Source organism: Polaromonas sp. P1_F1, from assembly GCF_056405795.1.
This window is the reverse complement of sequence record NZ_JBFUBJ010000009.1, coordinates 34,923-51,620: the sequence shown is the minus strand read 5'-3', so window position 1 is coordinate 51,620 and position 16,698 is coordinate 34,923. Positions and strand designations below refer to the sequence as shown.

Annotated in this window: 13 protein-coding genes; 5 read left to right on the top strand and 8 right to left on the bottom strand. The window is 60.9% G+C overall.

Going from position 1 to position 16,698, the window contains the following annotated elements; all coding sequences use genetic code 11:
• Nucleotides 1–98: 98 nt before the first annotated feature.
• The 3 genes from AC1DZE_RS20120 (at nucleotide 99) to AC1DZE_RS20110 (ending at nucleotide 3,149) form a co-directional block, all read left to right on the top strand.
• Nucleotides 99–1,322, top strand: coding sequence for a LysM peptidoglycan-binding domain-containing protein (locus tag AC1DZE_RS20120; protein WP_477670629.1), 1,224 nt, complete (start codon nucleotides 99–101; stop codon nucleotides 1,320–1,322).
• A gap of 106 nt (nucleotides 1,323–1,428) precedes the next feature.
• Nucleotides 1,429–2,577 (top strand): DNA-processing protein DprA, encoded by a 1,149-nt coding sequence (dprA, locus tag AC1DZE_RS20115; RefSeq protein WP_477670628.1) that lies wholly within the window; start codon nucleotides 1,429–1,431, stop codon nucleotides 2,575–2,577.
• Nucleotides 2,578–2,636: 59 nt separating this feature from the next.
• The gene (locus AC1DZE_RS20110; protein ID WP_457282413.1) at nucleotides 2,637–3,149 is read left to right on the top strand and encodes a Smg family protein; all 513 of its coding nucleotides are present in this window, start codon (nucleotides 2,637–2,639) and stop codon (nucleotides 3,147–3,149) included.
• 66 nt (nucleotides 3,150–3,215) lie between these two features.
• Here AC1DZE_RS20110 and AC1DZE_RS20105 read toward each other — a convergent pair whose 3' ends face one another.
• The 5 genes from AC1DZE_RS20105 to AC1DZE_RS20085 all read right to left on the bottom strand — a co-directional run bounded on the left by AC1DZE_RS20105 (nucleotide 3,216) and on the right by AC1DZE_RS20085 (nucleotide 12,786).
• Nucleotides 3,216–5,678, bottom strand: coding sequence for a DUF1631 family protein (locus AC1DZE_RS20105; protein ID WP_477670627.1), 2,463 nt, complete (start codon nucleotides 5,676–5,678; stop codon nucleotides 3,216–3,218).
• 28 nt (nucleotides 5,679–5,706) lie between these two features.
• Nucleotides 5,707–6,660 (bottom strand): protein translocase subunit SecF, encoded by a 954-nt coding sequence (gene secF / locus AC1DZE_RS20100; protein WP_477670626.1) that lies wholly within the window; start codon nucleotides 6,658–6,660, stop codon nucleotides 5,707–5,709.
• A 44-nt stretch (nucleotides 6,661–6,704) separates the two neighbouring features.
• Entirely contained in the window at nucleotides 6,705–8,579 is a 1,875-nt protein-coding gene (gene secD, locus AC1DZE_RS20095; RefSeq protein ID WP_477670625.1) for a protein translocase subunit SecD, read from the bottom strand.
• 68 nt (nucleotides 8,580–8,647) lie between these two features.
• Nucleotides 8,648–8,989: a preprotein translocase subunit YajC gene (yajC, locus tag AC1DZE_RS20090; RefSeq protein WP_477656808.1), complete on the bottom strand. Its 342-nt coding sequence runs from the start codon at nucleotides 8,987–8,989 to the stop codon at nucleotides 8,648–8,650.
• A gap of 230 nt (nucleotides 8,990–9,219) precedes the next feature.
• Complete coding sequence (locus AC1DZE_RS20085) at nucleotides 9,220–12,786, bottom strand: indolepyruvate ferredoxin oxidoreductase family protein (protein WP_477670624.1); 3,567 nt, start codon at nucleotides 12,784–12,786, stop codon at nucleotides 9,220–9,222.
• Between the two features lie 185 nt (nucleotides 12,787–12,971).
• Between AC1DZE_RS20085 and AC1DZE_RS20080 the strand changes: the two genes are divergently transcribed.
• Nucleotides 12,972–13,457: an Lrp/AsnC family transcriptional regulator gene (locus tag AC1DZE_RS20080; protein ID WP_477670623.1), complete on the top strand. Its 486-nt coding sequence runs from the start codon at nucleotides 12,972–12,974 to the stop codon at nucleotides 13,455–13,457.
• Nucleotides 13,458–13,593: 136 nt separating this feature from the next.
• A complete protein-coding gene (locus tag AC1DZE_RS20075; protein ID WP_477673467.1) occupies nucleotides 13,594–14,250 on the top strand; it encodes a hypothetical protein in 657 nt (218 codons plus the stop codon).
• Between the two features lie 80 nt (nucleotides 14,251–14,330).
• Here AC1DZE_RS20075 and AC1DZE_RS20070 read toward each other — a convergent pair whose 3' ends face one another.
• From AC1DZE_RS20070 to AC1DZE_RS20060, 3 genes are all read right to left on the bottom strand, one after another.
• Nucleotides 14,331–14,669: a hypothetical protein gene (locus AC1DZE_RS20070; protein WP_477670621.1), complete on the bottom strand. Its 339-nt coding sequence runs from the start codon at nucleotides 14,667–14,669 to the stop codon at nucleotides 14,331–14,333.
• Nucleotides 14,670–14,705: 36 nt separating this feature from the next.
• Entirely contained in the window at nucleotides 14,706–15,953 is a 1,248-nt protein-coding gene (gene mltA / locus AC1DZE_RS20065) for a murein transglycosylase A (RefSeq protein WP_477700473.1), read from the bottom strand.
• 110 nt (nucleotides 15,954–16,063) lie between these two features.
• Nucleotides 16,064–16,690 carry a response regulator transcription factor gene (locus AC1DZE_RS20060; protein WP_457282424.1) on the bottom strand — a complete coding sequence of 209 codons (627 nt, stop codon included), beginning with the start codon at nucleotides 16,688–16,690 and terminating at the stop codon, nucleotides 16,064–16,066.
• Nucleotides 16,691–16,698 lie beyond the last annotated feature (8 nt).

Below are 16,698 nucleotides of genomic sequence, written 5' to 3'. Positions count from 1 at the left end.
TCGTTAGTAATTTATCAAGATATAGAAGCGGCTTTTTCTGCCCGGTTCAGCCCGGATAGTGTCTGCCAGCCTCATAAAAGCACCGAGGGCCTACAGAGATGCAAACAATTTTTGGTCGTTTCAGTCAAATTTCAATGGCAACCGCAGCCCTTTTGGGCACTACTGTCGGCTTGCATGCCCAGAATTTTCCCATTACCCCGGCACAGAAGGCCACGGCCACCCAAGTGGCTCAAACCGGGGTTCCCCTCAGTGAACTGGCGCCCAATGCGCCTGACAACTACACCGTCAAGCGGGGCGACACGCTCTGGGCCATTTCCGGCATGTTCCTCAAGAGCCCATGGCGCTGGCCCGAACTGTGGGGCATGAACCTGGACGACATCAAGAATCCTCACCGCATCTACCCGGGACAGCAGCTCTACCTCGACAAGACCGGCGGCCGCGCCGTCTTGCGCACACGGCAGGCCTCCAGCGACGGCCCGCCGACAGACACCGTACGCGTTTCTCCGCGCACCCGCTTTGAAACCCTGGCAGACGCCTCCATTCCCACGATCGCGCCCAACCTGATCGAGCCCTTCCTGAATGAGGCCTTGATCGTCGACGAGGCCATGCTTTCCAATGCGCCCCGCATTGTGGCGGCCCAGGAAGGCCGCGTTCTGCTTAGCCGCGGAGATCGCGCCTATGCGCGCAGCCAATACGGCACCGGCAGCACCACCGGCAAACCCCTGAGCATTGAAAAAGGCGAACCGGTCAATTACCGGGTGTTTCGCAACGCAACGCCGCTGAAAGATCCGACGACCCAGGCGATTCTGGGCTACGAGGCGCAATACGTCGGCAAGGCGGAAATAGCACGCGGCGAATCGGTTGCGGAAATAGCCGGTAAAGACGGCAAGCCGCAATCCGAAATCGTGCCGGCGACGATCGACATCGTTGCTACCAAAGAAGAGATGCGGGTGGGGGACCGGCTGTTGGTTGAACCGCCACGCGAGTTGCTGAATTACATACCGCACGCGCCTTCTTCTGCCGTTGCCGGACAGATTGTGTCTATCTATGGAAGTGCCGTGACCAATGCTGCGGAGAACCAGGTCGTGGTCATCAATCGTGGCGCCAGGGATGGTCTGGAACGTGGCCATATCATGGCCATTCTCAAGGACGGCGCAAGATTGCAAGACAAGACCGACAGCAGCCGCCAGCAGATTAAACTGCCCAACGAGCGAAATGGCTTGTTGATGGTATTTCGCACTTTTGATGCCGTTTCCTATGCCCTCGTCCTGCAGATTACCGATGGCGTGAAGGTGGGGGATCGCTTCGTCAATCCCAATTAAACCGGCGGACAAGCAACGCACGAACTTGGGCAATCCGGGTCCATCGACATTCGAGACAAATACTCGAACTCGTTGACCCTGTCATTCTTTCAGCCCTGGCTATCACGTGGAAAAACATGAGCTCCAGGCCTGGTTGCGCCTGACCCTCTCAACGGGCATAGGAAATGAGAATTCCCGCAAGCTGCTAGCCGCTTTTGGATCCGTGCAGGCGATTTTTGACCAGAGTTCAGCCGCTCTGGAACAGTTGGGTTCGGAGAAATTGGCGCGCGCGCTCAGGGCAGAGCCTCCAAATCTGGCAGCCCAGCTGCAAATGACGCTGGACTGGTTGCAGGCCGGCGAGCACCGGCGGGTGGTCGCGATTGGAGATGCGGCCTACCCTGCGGCCTTGCTCGACATCGCCGATCCCCCGCTGATGCTCTACATGCTCGGCAAGCGTGCATCCCAGCCTCAGGCGTTATCGCCATCCCACGTGGCCCATATAGCCATCGTAGGCAGCCGCAACCCGACGCCGCAGGGCGAAGCTAATGCGCGCCAATTCGCCAAGGCCCTGGCCGGTGCCAAACTCTGCGTTGTGTCAGGCTTGGCCTTGGGTATCGACGGTGCGGCGCACGACGGCGCCATGCAAGCCGGCGGAGATACCATTGCCGTGGTGGGTACCGGACTAGACCGCGTCTATCCCAAAAAACATCTCGAGCTGGCGCACCGTATTGCCCAGCAAGGCATGATCATCAGCGAATTCCCGCTCGGCACGCCACCGCTGACCGCGAACTTCCCGAGACGCAACCGCATCATTTCCGGCCTGTCGCTGGGCACTCTTGTCATCGAGGCAGCGCTGCAGTCCGGCTCACTGATCACCGCGCGGCTGGCGGCCGAACAGGGCAAAGAAGTGTTTGCCATACCCGGCTCCATCCATTCGCCCCAGTCACGCGGCTGCCACGCACTGATCAAGCAGGGGGCCAAGCTGGTGGAAACTGCGCAGGACGTATTGGAGGAATTAAGTCTCCCTGCGCGGGGTGTGGCGCCGGCTGCAGCGGCATATACGCCAACAGAGAAAGAAACCGGTCTCCTGGTCGAGTCCCCCTCATCTACCGCCCTGATCGCCGCACTGGGATTCGACGTGGTGAGCCTGGACACACTACAGGCGCGAACCGGGATCGAAACAGCCATGCTGCAGGCGCAGCTACTTGAGCTGGAACTCGACGGACAGGTGTTCAGGCTTCCCGGCGGCCTGTTCCAGCGACGCGCTGACGCATAAACACCGCACTCTTTTCACCGGCTTGACAATGCTGCCGCCAACTGCGTTATATTGGACGCATGTTCGAAGTACTCGTGTACGTCTACGAAAATTACTGGCAAGGTGACGCTTGCCCCGAACTTCAGCGGCTCGGCCGCAAACTGACAGCGGCGGGTTTTGAGGCGGAAGAAATCCAGGCGGCCCTCGTCTGGCTCGACGGCTTGAATATCGCCGCCCAAGGCACGCAAATCAGTCTGCCGGCCAGTGCCCCGTCAGAGCTCACCGAGCCCGGTGCGCATCCGGTCATTCAGCCCCAATCCCCCGACAGCCTTCGCGTTTATTCGGTTGCCGAGCAAACACAACTCGGCGCACAGAGCCTGGGATTTGTGAGCTTCCTTGAGTCGTCCGGCGTATTGCCTCCGCACATGCGCGAGATTGTGATTGACCGTGCCATGGCGGCACCGGGCGACCCCGTCACGCTCGATGACCTGAAAATCATCGTATTGATGGTCTATTGGAGCTTCGGCGAAGAACCCGATGCGCTGGTTCTGGACGAATTGTGCGACGACGCGGAAGGTCGCCTTGCTCACTGAATAGCACTGCGGCACAAAAACGACATTTTTGAACCGGTTGCCCGGGCACGCCGGACAACGAGGCCCTTAGCCGAGCAACCGCTCGGGATTTGCATCCAGCTTGGCAAGCGCGTCGCGCGTGGCACGTACCGTGAGCGCCTCCTCTTCCGTAGGCACCAGCAAACCCGACTGCAGGTAGGCCGCGAGCCGACGAGCCTGGATCAGGAAGTTCCGGCCATCGGCAGAAGCAAACAGGTGCAACTGCTTGCGATCACTGCACCAGGCAAACTGCACATGACTGATCTTGCCGTTGTGGTCCAGGCTGAACCATGTACCTACCTGGAGCTCCCGGGCCCATGCGCGCATGGCTTCCGTGGGCTGGCTGCCGCCATCGGCGATCACTTCAATGTCGGTAGCATCGATCCCGATCATGGTGACCAGGCTGTCAGTATCCAGCGGCAGGTCTCCGACGTCCTCGTCGGAAAGATAGTCTTCCAGGTTCATCAGCCGTTTGGCCATGATCTCCACCCGCTCCTGGGAAATGGTGTCGGTTTTGGACATGAATGCATCGGCCAGCGTATCGCTGATGGTCTTCAGGTGCCCGTCCTGGTCAGACACACCCAAGCCCAGCATGGACATGCCCAGGCGCAGCAGCTGCAGCAATTTCGGCAGGTCTGCAATCACGCGGGCGCGATCATTGCGGTTCGGTTTGGCGCTCGCGGCCCACACCAGATCAGCGGCAGCCCGCTTGAGCGTGATGGTTTCCTCGTGCTGCGGCCCGTTCTTCATCGCGGCGATTGCCAATACCTCGGCCCATACCTTGAAGAGGAATTCGCGGATCTCGTCTCGAACCGGCATGTCATTGAGCATGTTCCGCATCTCAATGGTGTACTGGATCGTCATGGTCTCTTTTTGTTCGACCTGTTGCGCGACGCTCACAACACGGGCGGCGCTGCCATGCTCGGAAAGGAATTTGGATAAAAACTTTTCGAACTCGTCGTAAACCAGCTGAAACACCCGACGCCCTGTTTCGGGATACTGCTCTATCACTTGCACAATGCGCTTGACTTCAGATTCCATGGCGCCGCCGGCCACCGTGACGTCAAAGCCCAATACGCAGGAACCCATGCGGTCGATCAACCGGCGTGCAGGATGCTGCAGCGACTCAAAGAACTCTGGCTCGGAAATCGCCACACGCAATACCGGCATCTGCAAACGGGCAAACCAGACCCGGATCACAGGCGGAATGCGGTCTTCGGCAAGAATGCTCTGGAACATCAGGGCCACGATTTCAATCGTCGCCTTCTCGGATGAGGTGGACGCCGCCTGCTTGAGGGTATTGGTTCGTTCCCGCAAGGCAGTTGCAGCATTGTCGACATGCACCTGGCCATAGATCTGCCCTTGCGCATCTGCGAGCAAGGTACGCTCTGCACCGGTTTCTTCCTGCTTCTGCACGCTCACCATGGCCTGCGCGAGCTGAGGCGACGCCTGTGTGGGGTGGGTATCGTCGAAGCCTGCGACCTGGTTCGACAGCAAACGCTTGAGGTGCCCCATCACACCCTGGGCCCTCATGCGTGCCCTGGCGAGCGGCGTCGTCGCCGTTTGCATGCGGGTTTCATCGTAGACTGCGCCGCCTTGCCTGGATACGCCTGGCTGCGACCCTGCTCCTTCGGACGCCGTACCTGGAGAAGCTGCACCCTGACGGCCGCCAAAGGCTGAAGATCGCCCGCCACCCACACCCTGAACCCGGCTATCAGGCCCATCGCCCTGGCCTCCGCCAAAACCACGTGCGCCACCGCCTTCAGACCCGCCGGTCCTGGAGCCGGTTTCGCTGCCGAATTTGCCGCGTTCCTTCTCAGAAGTAGAGGCTTTCCTGGCAGACGCTCCGGCATCCGCAGCGGAGGGAGTGCGTTTGACCAGCGGCCGTAAGTCGATTTCCGCCATCACCCCCTGCTGCACCAAAAACTCGTTGGTGGCATGGTAAGTCTCCAGCAGGTGTGTGCCCATGTCCTTCTGGATGACATCCTGGACAACGAGCCAGACATCCCGTGGCAGCGATGCAAGACTCCATTGCTCAACCATGTGCTGGGCAAGCACCTCGGGGCGAAGAATGTCCTGCTTGTGCAATTCCGTGACGGCCTCCAGGTTTTGGATGCGCAACCGGAGGTCGTTCAACTCCCAGCTTGCGAAGTCCAGCAACCGAAGCGCGAGCCGCGAAGCAAGGATTTTGTCCTCCATCACGTCGTTACCCATCAATTCAAATTTGCCGCTGTCGGCAAACCTCGAGGGCGAGTTTGGCGCAGGAATCGTCTGGGCAGTGGTCCATGCGGCGGTTGTGCCACGGACCCAGGTGGCACCACTTTTCTGGAAAGCCATCCAGGCATCACGCCGGTCCTGCATTTCCCGGACACTGCCGGGCTGATCAACTGCGGCAGTGAGCCTGTCTTGAATGGTTTTCGCCAGTGCAGGCAGTACGCGTACAGCACGCTCCGCAAACAGCGCACGTGCCTGCTCGACCAGAACCCTGCTATTTTTGTTACTTGGAGCCACAGCCGCCCTAGGATGATTAAGTCATAGCTTACACCGTGGCTCCGGCGTTGGGGTCATTGGGATCCTCGTCTTTTTTGGCCGGCCCTTTCATCAGGTCTTCACGCCGAATGCCTAGCCACATGGCGATTGCAGCGGCAACAAACACCGACGAATAGATCCCGAACAGAATGCCGATGGTCAGCGCCAGGGCAAAGTAAAACAGGGTCGGCCCGCCAAAGAGAAGCATGGACAGCACCATGATCTGGGTGGAACCGTGGGTAATGATGGTACGGCTGATGGTGGACGTGATCGCGTTGTCGATGATCTCGGTGGTATTCATCTTGCGATAGCGTCGAAAATTCTCGCGGATCCGGTCAAAGATCACCACCGACTCATTGACCGAGTAGCCCAGCACCGCCAGCACAGCAGCAAGCACAGCCAGTGAAAACTCCCATTGGAAGAAAGCGAAGAATCCCAAAATGATCACGACGTCGTGCAAATTGGCGATGATGGCCGCCACGGCATATTTCCATTCAAAGCGGAAAGCCAGATAGACCATGATGCCGAAAACCACCATGGCGAGCGCCTTCAGCCCGTCGTGGGCGAGTTCCTCGCCCACCTGCGGGCCGACGAATTCGGTGCGCCGCAGCGTCACATCCGGGCTGGCAGCCTTCAGGGCCGCAAGCACCTTGTCGCTTTGCTGCGCAGTGCTTACGCCCTTTTGTGCCGGCAGGCGGATCATCACGTCGCGTGAGGTGCCGAAATTCTGGACCTGCACATCGGCGAAGCCCAACCCCGCCACCGTATCGCGGATTTTTCCGACATCGGCAGCCTGGGTGTAATTCACCTCCATCAAGGTGCCGCCGGTGAATTCGACGGACAGGTGCAAGCCGCGCGAGAACAGGAAAAATACTGCCAAAGCGAACGTGGCAAAGCTGATGGCATTGAAGATCAGGGCGTGCCGCATAAACGGAATGTCACGCCGGATTTTGAAAAATTCCATCTGGAGTCCTTGGGAAATTCAGGAAAAAAGGGCCGGGCGTGGGCTTACTTCGCCACCGCACCCGAAGTGGTGGGCCGCCACACTGTGCCAATGGAAACCGTCTTGAGCTTCTTCTGGCGGCCATACCAGAGGTTGACCAGGCCGCGCGAGAAAAACACCGCTGAGAACATGCTGGTCAGGATACCGATGCAATGCACAACGGCAAAGCCGCGGACCGGGCCGGACCCAAAAGCCAGCAACGCAAGACCTACGATCAATGTCGAGGTGTTGGAGTCCAGAATGGTTGCCCAGGCCCGCTCATAACCTGCATGAATCGCCGCTTGCGCGGAGGCACCGTTTCGCAATTCTTCCCGCACACGCTCATTGATCAGCACATTGGAATCGATGGCCATACCCAGCGCGAGCGCCATCGCCGCCATGCCAGGCAAGGTCAGGGTAGCCTGCAGCATGGACAGCACCGCGACCAGCAACAGCAGGTTGACGGCAAGCGCCAGGCCGGAAAACAGGCCAAAAAGCATGTAATAGATCGCCATAAACGCCACGATCACGACGAAGCCCCACGACACACTGTGAAAGCCCTTGGCAATGTTGTCGGCGCCCAGCGTCGGGCCAATGGTGCGCTCTTCAATGACCTCCATGGGAGCGGCAAGCGAGCCTGCGCGCAGCAACAGGGCGAGATCGTTGGCGGCATTGATATTCATGGCGCCCGAGATGCTGAATCGTGTACCCAGTTCACCGCGAATGGTTGCCACCGAAATAGCCTGCCCTTTGCCCTTTTCGAACAGCAGGATGGCCATCGGCTTGTCCATGTTCTCGCGGCTTGTTTCGCGCATCACCCTCCCACCCTTGGCATCCAGCGTCAGGGATACATTGGGTTCCTGCTTTTGCGAATCGAAGCCGGCCTGGGCGTCCGTCAGGCTCTCACCGGTAACAAGGACCTGCTTCTTCACAATCACCGGATTGCCGCTGATATCGGGGAATTTTTCCGACCCAAAGGGCACCATGCCCCCCCCGGTCATGGCAGCACGGGCTTCAGCGCTGTCTTCCACCAGACGCATTTCCAGGGTGGCGGTACGGCCAATAATGCGCCGGACCCGGGCAGGATCCTGAATACCTGGTAGTTGCACAACAATGCGGTCTATACCCTGCTGCTGTATTACCGGCTCTGCGACGCCCAGTTCGTTGACCCGGTTGTGAAGGGTCACCATGTTCTGTTTGAGAGCCTGGTCCTGAATGCGGCGCGCCGCCTCAGGCTTGATCGTAGCCGTAAGCTTGTATTCCGTGCCTTCGGGGACCTCAGCAGTCTGGAGGTCGGGAAACTGGTCTTGAATCAGGGCTTTGGCCGATGCCAGTGTGGCAGAGTCACGCACCTTGATGTCAATGGTCTGTCCATTACGAGCGATGCCGCCGTGCCGGATATTTTTCTCACGCAGCGACGTCCGTAGGTCGCCAACCAGGGACTCGGCGCGCTTGGTTAGCGCGGCCTGCATGTCCACCTGCAGCATCAAATGCACGCCGCCTCGTAAGTCAAGCCCGAGGTACATTGGGAAAGCATGAAGCCGGGCTAGCCAGGGAGGTGAAAGCGATAGCAAATTGAGCGCAACGACATACGGAGGATCTTCGGAATCCGGCGCCAGTACTTTCTGGATCGCGTCCCTGGCCTTGAGTTGCGTATCGGTATCGCCAAACCGCGCCCTGACAGAAGTTTCGTCCAGGGCGACGGCATCCGCCGCAATACCGGCTTCCTTCAGTATTTGCTCCACTTTCGCCATCGTCGTACTGTCGATCTTGACGGTGGACTTGGCGCTGGAGACCTGGACCGCAGGCGCTTCGCCGAAAAAGTTGGGCAGCGTGTACAGGGCTGCGACGATGAACGCAATCACAATGATGGCGTACTTCCAGGCCGGATAACGATTCATGAGAGGGCTGTTCCTGGTGGACGGATGAACAAAGTCAGGCCTGCCGGCCGTTGCGGCCGGCGAAAGCCTTATTTGGCTGGATTGATAGCGCCTTTGGGCAGCACCTGGATGATCGCGCTGCGCTGCAGCTGGACTTCGACGCCTGGCGCCAGTTCGAGGGTCAGGTACACATCGCCCAGCTTGGTCACCTTGCCCAGCAGGCCGCCTGCGGTGGCGACTTCATCGCCCTTGGCCAGCGCCTCAATCATGGCGCGATGCTCTTTCTGCTTTTTCATCTGCGGGCGGATCATGACGAAGTACAGGACCACGAACATCAGCACCAGAGGCAGCATGCCCGTCAGCGAGGACATCATGTCACCGCCGGCAGCGGCAGCGGGAGCGGTTTGGGCAAAGGCGGAAGAAATGAACACGGCTAACTCCACAACGATTTAAAAGACACACTGGCGCGCGCCATCCGGCACGGACAGCGCACAGAGTTCACGATTGTATGCGGCGGGGCATCCGCAGAAGGGGGTAACTGGCGCGCACCAGGGGCTTTTCAAGCCGGGGTTGCGCGCAAAGGGCTGCTGCAAGCTCCGCAGCAAAGCCGCTCCATGAAGGAAACACCGGACCGGCGGCGAGGCCGGCGCCGGTCCAGGCTTTAAGCCGCTTCCCGCTGAACGGTAGATCCGGGGGTACGAAAGGATTCCATCAACGCGGCCCACTGGGGCCGCGCTGCTGCCAGGTGGCGTGCCTTGACATGGCCATAACCCTTGATCATTTCTGGAATCCGGGCGATTTCCAACGCCGTGGCGTGGTTTTCGGCCGTCAGGCCAGCCATCACGTCCTGCAGGCTCGCCTTGTATTCCTCAATCAGGGCCCGCTCGGTGCGCCGCTCCTCCGTGCGGCCAAAGACATCCAGCGGCGTGCCGCGCAGACCTTTCAGGCGAGCCAACACCTTGAATGCGCCCAGCATCCAGGGGCCGAACTGCTTCTTCTGCAGCTCGCCCTTGTCGTTTTTGGACGCAATCATGGGCGGCGCCAGGTGGTAATTGAGCTTGAAGTCGCCTTCAAACATGCCGTTGACTTTGTCCAGGAAGCCCGTGTCGGTGTGCAGGCGCGCCACTTCGTACTCGTCTTTGTAAGCCATGAGTTTGAAAAGGTACCGGGCCACCGCCTCGGTCAGCAGCGTCTTGCCCAGCGGCGCTTCCACAGCGCGCACCTTCTCCACAAAAGCCTGGTAGGTCTGCGCATATGCCGCGTTCTGATAAGCCGTCAGGAAGTCAACCCGCTTGGCCAGCATGTTGTCCAGCGAAGGGCGCTTCACGAACTCGATCACCTGGGCGGCCTTGAACAGGGCCTGCACCGCAGCCAGGTCGTGCGCGCAACGCCGGCCCCACTCAAAAGCCGCCTTGTTGTTGTCAACCTGCACACCGTTGAGCTCGATCGCGCGCATCAACGCGGCGTGCGACAGCGGCACCCGGCCTTTTTGCCAGGCAAAGCCGAGCATGAGCGGGTTGGTGTAGATCGAATCCCCCACCAGCTGCACCGCGACCTGCTCAGCATCAAAGCTACCGAGCAAGTCAGCGCCCACTGCGGAGGTCACGGCCGTCTCGCAATTGCCGCCAGGGAACTGCCAGGCGGGGTTGGTCACAAAGGCCGCTGTCGGCGTGCCGTGTGAATTCATGGCCACGTAGGTACGGCCCGGCTGCATGACGGTCAGCGTGTACTTGCTGGCCGCCACGATCGGATCGCAGCCGATCACCAGGTCCGCCTTGGCGGTGTCGACTTTGGTCGTGTAAATGGCTTCCGGCCGGTTGGCGATCTGAATATGGCTCCAGGTGGCGCCGCCTTTTTGCGCCAGGCCACCCGCATCCTGCGTGACCACACCCTTGCCCTCAATATGGGCTGCCATGCCCAGCAATTGGCCGATGGTGATGACACCGGTGCCGCCGACACCACCCACCACAATGCCCCAGGCGTTTTCCGCCACAGGCAGCACGGGCTCGGGAACTGCGAACAGGCTGCTGGGCGCGCCCTTCTTGTCTTTTTTGGGCTTCTTCAGCTGCCCGCCCTCGACGGTCACAAAGCTGGGGCAAAAGCCCTTCACGCAGGAGTAATCCTTGTTGCAGGTGTTCTGGTTGATGCGGCGCTTGCGGCCGAATTCGGTCTCCAGCGGCTCCACCGACAGGCAGTTGGATTGCACCGAACAATCGCCGCAGCCTTCGCACACCAGCTCGTTGATCACCACGCGCTTTTCAGGATCCACCAGGGTGCCGCGTTTACGGCGGCGGCGCTTTTCAGTCGCGCAGGTCTGGTCGTAAATGATCGCGGTCGTGCCCTTGATCTCGCGGAACTCGCGCTGGATGCGATCCAGCTCGTCGCGGTGGTGCACCGTCACACCGTCGAGCAGCGGCGCGCCGTCGTATTTCTGCGGCTCGTCGGTCACGATGACCAGCTTGGCCACGCCCTCGGCGCGCAGGCTTTGCATGATCTGCAGCACCGAATGGCCTTCAGGCCGTTCGCCGACTTGCTGGCCGCCCGTCATGGCGACCGCGTCGTTGTAGAGGATTTTGTAGGTGATGTTCACACCCGAGGCGATGGCCTGGCGGATCGCCAGCAGCCCGCTGTGAAAGTAGGTGCCGTCGCCCAGGTTGGCAAAAATGTGTTCGTCGGTCGTAAACGCCGCCTGGCCCACCCATGTCACGCCCTCGCCGCCCATCTGGGTGAAGGTGGAAGTGGAGCGGTCCATCCAGGTCGCCATGTAGTGGCAGCCGATACCGGCCACGGCGCGCGAGCCTTCGGGCACGCGGGTGCTGGTGTTGTGCGGGCAGCCGCTGCAAAACCAGGGTGCGCGCTCGCCGGTGTCGGCCTTGCCTGCGGTCAGGGCGCGCTCACGCCCTTCAATGATGGCCAGGCGCTCGTCCATGCGCGAGATGATGTCGGCGGGTACGCCCAGCTTCTTCAGGCGCTTGGCAATCGCCTTGGCGATGATGGCCGGCGTCAGGTCGGCCTTGGCGCGCAGCAGCCAGTTGTCGCTCGGGTTGGAACGGCCCCATTCGCCGCCCGACTGGTCGCCTTCGGGCTCGTCGAACTTGCCCAGCACATTGGGGCGCACATCGGCACGCCAGTTGTAGAGCTCTTCCTTGATCTGGTATTCGATGACCTGGCGTTTTTCCTCGACCACCAGAATCTCTTGCAGGCCTTCAGCGAAGTCGCGCGTGATGGTGGCCTCCAGCGGCCAGACCACGTTGACCTTGTGCAGGCGGATGCCCAACTGGTGGCAAGTGTCTTCGTCCAGGCCCAGGTCGGCCAGCGCCTGGCGCGTGTCGTTGAAGGCCTTGCCGCTGGCGATCAGGCCGAAGCGGTCTTTGGGGCCGGCGATGACGTTGTAGTTGAGCTTGTTGGCGCGGATGTACGCGAGCGCCGCATACCATTTGTAGTCCATCAGCCGGGCTTCCTGCTCCAGCGGAGCATCCGGCCAGCGGATGTGCAGTCCGCCAGGCGGCATCTCGAAATCTTCGGGGATGATGATCTTCACGCGATCGGGGTCGACCAGGATGGAGCTCGAAGACTCGACCACTTCCTGGATGGTTTTCATGCCCGACCAGACGCCGGAAAACCGGCTCATGGCAAACGCGTGCAAGCCCATGTCCAGGATGTCCTGCACATTGGACGGAAAGAACACCGGCAGGCCGCAGGCCTTGAAGATGTGGTCACTCTGGTGCGCGGCGGTGGAGCTCTTGGACACATGGTCATCGCCGGCGATGGCGATCACGCCGCCGTGTTTGGCCGTGCCGGCCATGTTGGCGTGTTTGAAAACGTCGGAGCAGCGGTCCACGCCCGGGCCCTTGCCGTACCAGATGCCGAATACGCCGTCGAATTTTTTGCTTTGCGGGTACAGGTCGAGTTGCTGGGTGCCCCAGACTGCCGTAGCGCCCAGTTCTTCATTGACGCCGGGCTGGAACACGATGTTTTGCGCAGCCAGGTGCTTTTTGGCAGCCCACAGGGCCTGGTCATAACCGCCCAGCGGCGAGCCGCGGTAGCCGCTGATAAAACCCGCCGTGTTCAGCCCCTCGATCGCATCGCGCGTGCGCTGCAGCATGGGCAGGCGAACCAGCGCCTGGACGCCGCTCATGAAGGCGCGGCCGTGGCCTAAAGAATATTTATCGTCAAGCGTGACGGTCTCTAGCGCTTTGCGGATGTGTTCAGGTAGGGGCGCGTTCATGTTCGTGGGTCTCCAGGACTGTTTGTTAGTACCGCTTTGTGGGCAGGCTGGCAGAAGGGCCACACCCGGATAGGGGGCGCCCTCTAGTTGCATGCAAAGTGTATGCCGCCAGCCGTGATATGTCTTTGCTTTGTTTGCCCAATTTAGGGCACTTCCAGAAAGAATCTTGCTGTAAAGTTGTGAATATGGAAACATTAGATAAGTTTGATATCGCCATCCTGAATGAGTTGCAACTCGACGCCCGGTTGACGAACACGGAACTCGCCTCCCGCGTGGGCCTGTCGGCCGCGCCCTGCTGGCGGCGCGTGCGGGCGCTGGAAGAAAGCGGCTTCATCACCGGCTACCGGGCCGAGATCAACCGTCACAAGATCGGGCTGGGCGTGCTGGCTTTTGTCCGGCTGGACGCTGACCGCAACAGTGGCGACGCAACGCGCCAGCTGGAAGAGGCCATCAAGAAGCTGCCGGAGATCGTCTCTTGCCACTACATCAGCGGCACCGGCACCTTTGAGCTGCAGGTGGTGGCGCAAGACCTGGAAGCCTTCAGCAAGTTTGCGCTGCAAAACCTGATCAACCTGCCCAATGTGAAAGACTTGCACACCAGTTTTTCGCTGGGCGAAGTCAAAGCCAGCAGCGCGCTGCCGTTGGGGCATCTGACGCGAGCTACAGCCTAAAATTCAAGAAAATAGTGCTTGCAACCCTTTTCCGACGGGCGCAATCAGCTATTGATTTAATAGCATCAAGCTCTCCCACTGTGCACAATGGCCAGCGCATGAAACACCTGCAAGACAACGCTTCAAGGAGCCCCGCATGAAACCATTTTCCAGCCCCGCCTCTTTGGCCTTTATGCTTTTTATGGCTCTGGCGCCCGTCCTGCAAGCGCAACCCGCTATCAATTCAGGAGCAAATCCAGAGCCACTACCCATGCGCAACCTGCAGATCGAAGTGCGGCAGGCCGGCAGCAGCCTGCGCTCCCAGAGCGCCCTCGGCGCACAAGGCGGTGTTGTGCTGCAACCGGGCCGTTCGGGCCTCAATGCGCAGATCACAGCCCAGGACAGCCAGCGCAGCGATTCACGCGACCTGGTGCAGCGCGTGCTGGTGCTCAATGGCCGCAACGCCAACATCAACCTGGGCAACAGCCAGCCGCTGCGGCTGGTACAGGCGCGCCAGGCCGGCACCGTGTTCATCGAGGCCAACAGCGGCTTTTCAGCCAGGCCCACCTGGTACGGCGGCGACAGCGTGGAGCTGGAACTGGCCGCGGGGCAGGCCAGCCGCACAGGCTCGTCGCCGCAGGCTCCCCTGTCCTCATCGTCCACCAGCACCTCGCTAACCGTTCGCCTCGGGGAATGGGTCACCGTGGCCGAATCGGACGATGCGAGCGCCGGCAGCAGCAGCGGCATCGCCGACAGCCGGCAATCGACCCGTCGGGACGGCATGAGGGTAGAAGTCCGCCTCTCCGTGCGCTAGAAGAAGCCGCCCACAAATCGCGGTGAAACGATTGTGGCACGGCAGGTCCGCACAACAACGCAAAGAGGTTTTCCAGGGAATCAGTCGCGCACGCAGCGTGACGTCAGCGGCAGCAAGGAATAACGCAGCACCGCCTCACGGCCGCTGGCGCCCAGGCCAAACTCGGCGCGCATCCGCGGATTGCTGTACACCGTCTGCTGCGCACCCTGGCCGCCTGCGTCACGAAACAGCAGGTCCGAGCCGCCGGCGCTATCCAGCACGGCGGTGTCGTCCACAAATTTCACCTTGAAGTCAGCGCCGTGTTCGCAGCGGTACTGCGCGGTAGACGAAGGCCCGCCACCCGCCGCGCAGGCTGCCAGCACAAGCGCTCCGGTCACCCCCACCAAGGCCATCCCGGTTCGGGCCGACAGTTGTTTCATGGAATCTCCTTCAGGCTTGCCCAACGTTTCGAGCACTCACTTCGGCCAGAGCACCCAGAGCCGCAGCGGCTGGTTGACACGTGCCGCCAGCAGGCCGGCTTCGGGGCCGGTTCCGGCAAAGTAATCGGCCCTGACCGCACCCACGATGGCGCTGCCGGTGTCCTGCGCCAGCACCAGCTTCTGCAGGTTGGCCGCACCGCCACGGGACGCCAGCCACACCGGCGTGCCGTAGGGAATGCTTCCCGGGTCAACTGCAATGGAACGGCCCGGTGTCAGCGCCACGCCCTGCGCACCTTTGGGTCCAAAGGCGGTATCCAGTTCACTCAGCGGCTGCTCCTGGAAAAAAGTGTAGCGCGGGTTGCTCCAGAGCATTTGCTGCGCGCGCTGCGGATTTTTTGCAACCCATGCCTTGGTGGACTCCACCCAGGGCGCCGTCATGYGGCCTTCGCCCTGCTCCAGCAGCCACTGGGTCACGCTGCGAAACGGCTGCTCGTTCGAGCCGGCATAGGCCACACGCACGACACGCTGTGAGCCATCGGCTTCGGTGATGTTCAGGCGGCCCGAGCCTTGTATGTGCAGCGACATCGCCTCAACCGGGTCGGCCAGCCAGGCGATCTCGCGGCCGCGCAGCGCCGCTTTGGCTTCAGCAAGGGTGTCGATTTCCTGCCGGGAGAACCACGGTTTGCGGCTGCCCAGCGATGCGGGAGGACGGTACAGCGGCACCTCGTAACCCGCAACGGGCTGCCGGCTGGCCCTGAGCACAGGCTCGTAGTAACTGGTCAACAGCCCCTCGGTTACGCCTTGCAGGCTCTCCACCCGATAGGGCTGCAGCCGCCTGACCATCCAGTTGCGCTGCTCATCGGCAGACGCAATGCTAAGGCGCCGGATCTCGCCGCATAGCGGCGCAAAACCCGGGCCGGGACGCTCGCAGCTTTTGAGCCAGGCGTTCCAGGCCTCAAACAGCGCGTCTTCCTCGAAGCCGGGCAACTCGGCCCAGCGGACCGCGACCCAGCGGCTTTTCCCCTGCACCATGGGCGCAGGCAATGGGCCGGTATCGCCGGCGCGCACGCCCGGGGCTGTGGGCTCGCCCGCCGGGACGGTCGAAGGCGGCCGGGGCGGGCTTGCGCAGGAAGCAAGCAGCGCCGCCATGGCGATAATTGGGACAAGCCGCATGGAACGCATTGACGGCAGCACAGGCATCGAAGCCTCTTTTGAAATCCAAGGAAATGTCATGGCCCTACTTTTGCTCGAAGCCCTGGGGGCATTGCTGCTGCTGGTGTTCATTGTGTGGTGGACGATGTTTTCGGGCCGTAAAAATGGCGAATTGAAGGAATCGGTCCACTCAGAGATCCCGGCAGAGCCCGAAAAAAAATAAGCCCGGCACAGCGCTGCAATTACAGGTTACGCAGCAGGTTGGCCAGCTCCACCGCCGACTTGACACCCATTTTGTCAAAAACCCTGGCACGGTGGACCTCCACCGTGCGCACACTGATGTCAAGCTGGTCCGCCACCAGCTTGTTGGGCAACCCACCCACCACCAGCTTCATCACATCACGCTCACGGTCTGTCAGGCCGTCGAGACGGGCCTGCAGGCCCGTCGACTCGCTGTGCTGCGCCAGTGCCCCGGCAGAATGGTTCAGCGCCTGTTCAATGCGGTCTACCAATGCGTTGTCTGAAAAGGGTTTTTCGCAAAAATCAAAAGCGCCGCGCTTGACCGCGTCGACCGCCGTGGGAACGTCCGCATGGCCCGTCAAAAAGATCACCGGCAACGTGGGCAGCAAGCCGTAGGCAATCAGCTTCTCGAACATGGCCAGACCGCTCAGGCCCGCCATGCGTACATCCAGCAACACACATGAAGGCGACTTGACCGCGAATTGCTGGGATACGCGCGCATCAAACGCCTCTGCACTGTCGAAGGTTTCGCTCAGCAGGCGGCGCGAGCGCAGCAGCCAGGCCAGCGCGTCGCGCACGCTGGCATCGTCGTCGACGATATAAACCGTGGCATTTTGAATGGGTTCCATGCTGTGTC

What these genes read in the sequence shown, in the direction of transcription:
- AC1DZE_RS20120 (WP_477670629.1), top strand. Translation starts at nt 99, where the DNA reads ATGCAAACAATTTTTGGTCGTTTCAGTCAAATTTCAATGGCAACCGCA.
- AC1DZE_RS20110 (WP_457282413.1), top strand. Translation starts at nt 2,637, where the DNA reads ATGTTCGAAGTACTCGTGTACGTCTACGAAAATTACTGGCAAGGTGAC.
- secF (WP_477670626.1), bottom strand. Translation starts at nt 6,660, where the DNA reads ATGGAATTTTTCAAAATCCGGCGTGACATTCCGTTTATGCGGCACGCC.
- secD (WP_477670625.1), bottom strand. Translation starts at nt 8,579, where the DNA reads ATGAATCGTTATCCGGCCTGGAAGTACGCCATCATTGTGATTGCGTTC.
- AC1DZE_RS20085 (WP_477670624.1), bottom strand. Translation starts at nt 12,786, where the DNA reads ATGAACGCGCCCCTACCTGAACACATCCGCAAAGCGCTAGAGACCGTC.
- AC1DZE_RS20080 (WP_477670623.1), top strand. Translation starts at nt 12,972, where the DNA reads ATGGAAACATTAGATAAGTTTGATATCGCCATCCTGAATGAGTTGCAA.
- AC1DZE_RS20075 (WP_477673467.1), top strand. Translation starts at nt 13,594, where the DNA reads ATGAAACCATTTTCCAGCCCCGCCTCTTTGGCCTTTATGCTTTTTATG.
- AC1DZE_RS20070 (WP_477670621.1), bottom strand. Translation starts at nt 14,669, where the DNA reads ATGAAACAACTGTCGGCCCGAACCGGGATGGCCTTGGTGGGGGTGACC.
- AC1DZE_RS20060 (WP_457282424.1), bottom strand. Translation starts at nt 16,690, where the DNA reads ATGGAACCCATTCAAAATGCCACGGTTTATATCGTCGACGACGATGCC.